Origin of the sequence: Streptomyces sp. NPDC002265, from assembly GCF_040296125.1 — a bacterium.
GTDB lineage: Bacteria > Actinomycetota > Actinomycetes > Streptomycetales > Streptomycetaceae > Streptomyces.
The window spans coordinates 1-2,686 of sequence record NZ_JBEOWS010000609.1 but is presented as its reverse complement, the minus strand read 5'-3'; the positions used below and the strand labels follow the sequence as shown (position 1 = coordinate 2,686).

2 protein-coding genes are annotated in these 2,686 nt (G+C 71.2%); both read left to right on the top strand.

What is annotated here, in order from left to right:
* Positions 1-396 precede the first annotated feature (396 nt).
* A complete protein-coding gene (gene purN, locus ABT085_RS45485) occupies positions 397-1,026 on the top strand; it encodes a phosphoribosylglycinamide formyltransferase (RefSeq protein ID WP_351622898.1) in 630 nt (209 codons plus the stop codon).
* Entirely contained in the window at positions 1,023-2,591 is a 1,569-nt protein-coding gene (purH, locus tag ABT085_RS45480) for a bifunctional phosphoribosylaminoimidazolecarboxamide formyltransferase/IMP cyclohydrolase (protein ID WP_351622895.1), read from the top strand. The genes purN and purH overlap by 4 nt, the downstream gene beginning before the upstream one ends.
* Positions 2,592-2,686: the final 95 nt, after the last annotated feature.

Below are 2,686 nucleotides of genomic sequence, written 5' to 3'. Positions count from 1 at the left end.
GGGGCGCTCGCGCAGCAGTACGCCGCTGCGCACCACGCCCTGCGGCGACTGCGGGGCGAGCGTGAGGAGTCGCTGGCTGCGGTCCGGCATCAAGTGAGCGTCTTCCCCTTGGTGAGTACGACTGACGTCGCGTTGGTGAATACGACGGGTGGCGCGACGGGTCCTGCGTGAGCCGGCCCCGTGAGCCGTCTCCCTGGTGAACGCGTCGCAGACCGACGGCGTTCCCGAGCCCGCTCCTCCCAGACGCTACCTTCCGGCCACGCCCCCGTCCCGTGGGGGCCGCTTCGTGTGCCGGTATCGTTGCTGGCGGTCGGCCGCTTCGTAGACTTCCCCGTATCCGGGGGCGCGAAGCATTCGTACGACTGTACAAACGCTTCCCCGAGAAAGGGCCCCATCGTGGCCGCCAAGCCCGTGGTCAAGCGCCTGGTCGTGCTGGTCTCCGGATCAGGCACCAACCTTCAGGCGCTCCTCGACGCCATCGAGAGCGTCGGCAGCGAGGCGTACGGAGCCGAGATCGTGGCCGTCGGCGCGGACCGCGACGGCATCGAGGGGCTCGCCCGCGCCGAGCGCGCCGGACTGCCGACCTTCGTGACGAGGGTCAAGGACCACGGCAGCCGGCCGGAGTGGGACACGGCCCTCGCCGAGGCCGTCTCCGCCCACGAGCCCGACCTCGTGGTGTCGGCCGGGTTCATGCGGATCGTGGGGAAGGAATTCCTCGCCAGGTTCGGCGGGCGGTTCATCAACACCCACCCCGCCCTGCTGCCCAGTTTTCCCGGGGCCCATGGTGTGCGCGACGCGCTCGCGTACGGCGCCAGGGTCACCGGCTGCACCGTCCACTTCGTCGACGACGGCGTCGACACCGGGCCGATCATCGCGCAGGGCGTGGTGGAGGTCCGGGACGAGGACGACGAGAGCGCTCTGCACGAGCGCATCAAGGAAGTCGAGCGAAGGCTGCTCGTCGATGTCGTGGGGCGGCTCGCCCGCAACGGCTATCGCATTGAGGGACGAAAGGTAGTTATCCAGTGACCGCCACCGCCGAGAACAAGCGGGCCATCCGTCGCGCGCTCGTCAGCGTCTACGACAAGACCGGGCTCGAAGAGCTGGCCCGCGGGCTCCACGAGGCCGGAGTCGAGCTGGTCTCCACCGGGTCCACCGCCGCCCGTATCGCCGCCGCCGGCGTCCCCGTCACCAAGGTCGAGGAGCTCACCGGCTTCCCCGAGTGCCTGGACGGCCGGGTCAAGACCCTGCACCCCAAGGTGCACGCCGGCATCCTCGCCGACCTGCGGCTGGACAGCCACCGCGAGCAGCTGGCCGAGCTGGGCGTCGAGCCCTTCGACCTCGTCGTCGTCAACCTCTACCCGTTCCGCGAGACCGTCGCCTCGGGCGCCTCCGCCGACGAGTGCGTGGAGCAGATCGACATCGGCGGCCCGTCGATGGTCCGCGCCGCCGCCAAGAACCACCCGTCCGTCGCCGTGGTCACCAGCCCGGACCGCTACGGCGACGTCCTCGCCGCGGTCAAGGAGGACGGCTTCGACCTCGCCACCCGCAAGCGGCTCGCCGCCGAGGCCTTCCAGCACACGGCGTCGTACGACATGGCGGTCGCGGGCTGGTTCGCGAGCTCCTACGCCCCCGTCGACGACTCGCAGTTCCCCGACTTCCACGGGACCGCGCTGGAGCGCAAGAGCACGCTGCGCTACGGCGAGAACCCGCACCAGCCGGCCGCCCTCTACGTCGACGGCTCGGGCTCCGGCCTCGCCGAGGCCGAGCAGCTGCACGGCAAGGAGATGTCGTACAACAACTACACGGACACGGACGCCGCCCGCCGTGCCGCGTACGACCACGCCGAGCCGGCCGTCGCGATCATCAAGCACGCCAATCCGTGCGGCATCGCCACCGGCGCGGACGTCGCCGAGGCGCACCGCAAGGCGCACGCCTGCGACCCGCTGTCGGCGTTCGGCGGTGTGATCGCCGTCAACCGCCCGGTGTCCAAGGAGATGGCCGAGCAGGTCGCGGAGATCTTCACCGAGGTCATCGTGGCGCCCGACTACGAGGAGGGGGCCCTGGAGGCCCTCGCCAAGAAGAAGAACATCCGGGTGCTGAAGGAGGCCGGCGCCCCCGCGAACCCGGTCGAGGTCAAGGCGATCGACGGCGGTGCGCTGCTCCAGGTGACCGACCGCCTCCAGGCCGACGGCGACGACCCCGCCAACTGGACCCTCGCCACCGGCGAGGCGCTCTCCGCGGCCGAGCTGGCCGAGCTCGCCTTCGCCTGGAAGGCGTGCCGGGCCGTGAAGTCCAACGCCATCCTGCTCGCCAAGGACGGCGCCTCGGTCGGCGTGGGCATGGGCCAGGTCAACCGGGTCGACTCCGCGAAGCTGGCCGTGGAGCGGGCCGGCGAGGAGCGGGCGCGCGGTTCGTACGCCGCCTCCGACGCCTTCTTCCCGTTCCCCGACGGTCTGGAGATCCTCACCGCGGCCGGTGTGAAGGCCGTGGTCCAGCCCGGCGGTTCGGTCCGTGACGAGCTGGTCGTGGAGGCCGCGCAGAAGGCGGGCGTCACGATGTACTTCACCGGTACGCGGCACTTCTTCCACTGACCGGAGCTCTCGCAGCGGCGGCCCGTGCCGGTGTCCGTGGATGTGGCGCTTCAGCGCCGGTGCGGGGTTTCCGGTTCCTCGGCCGTCTTCGGGGC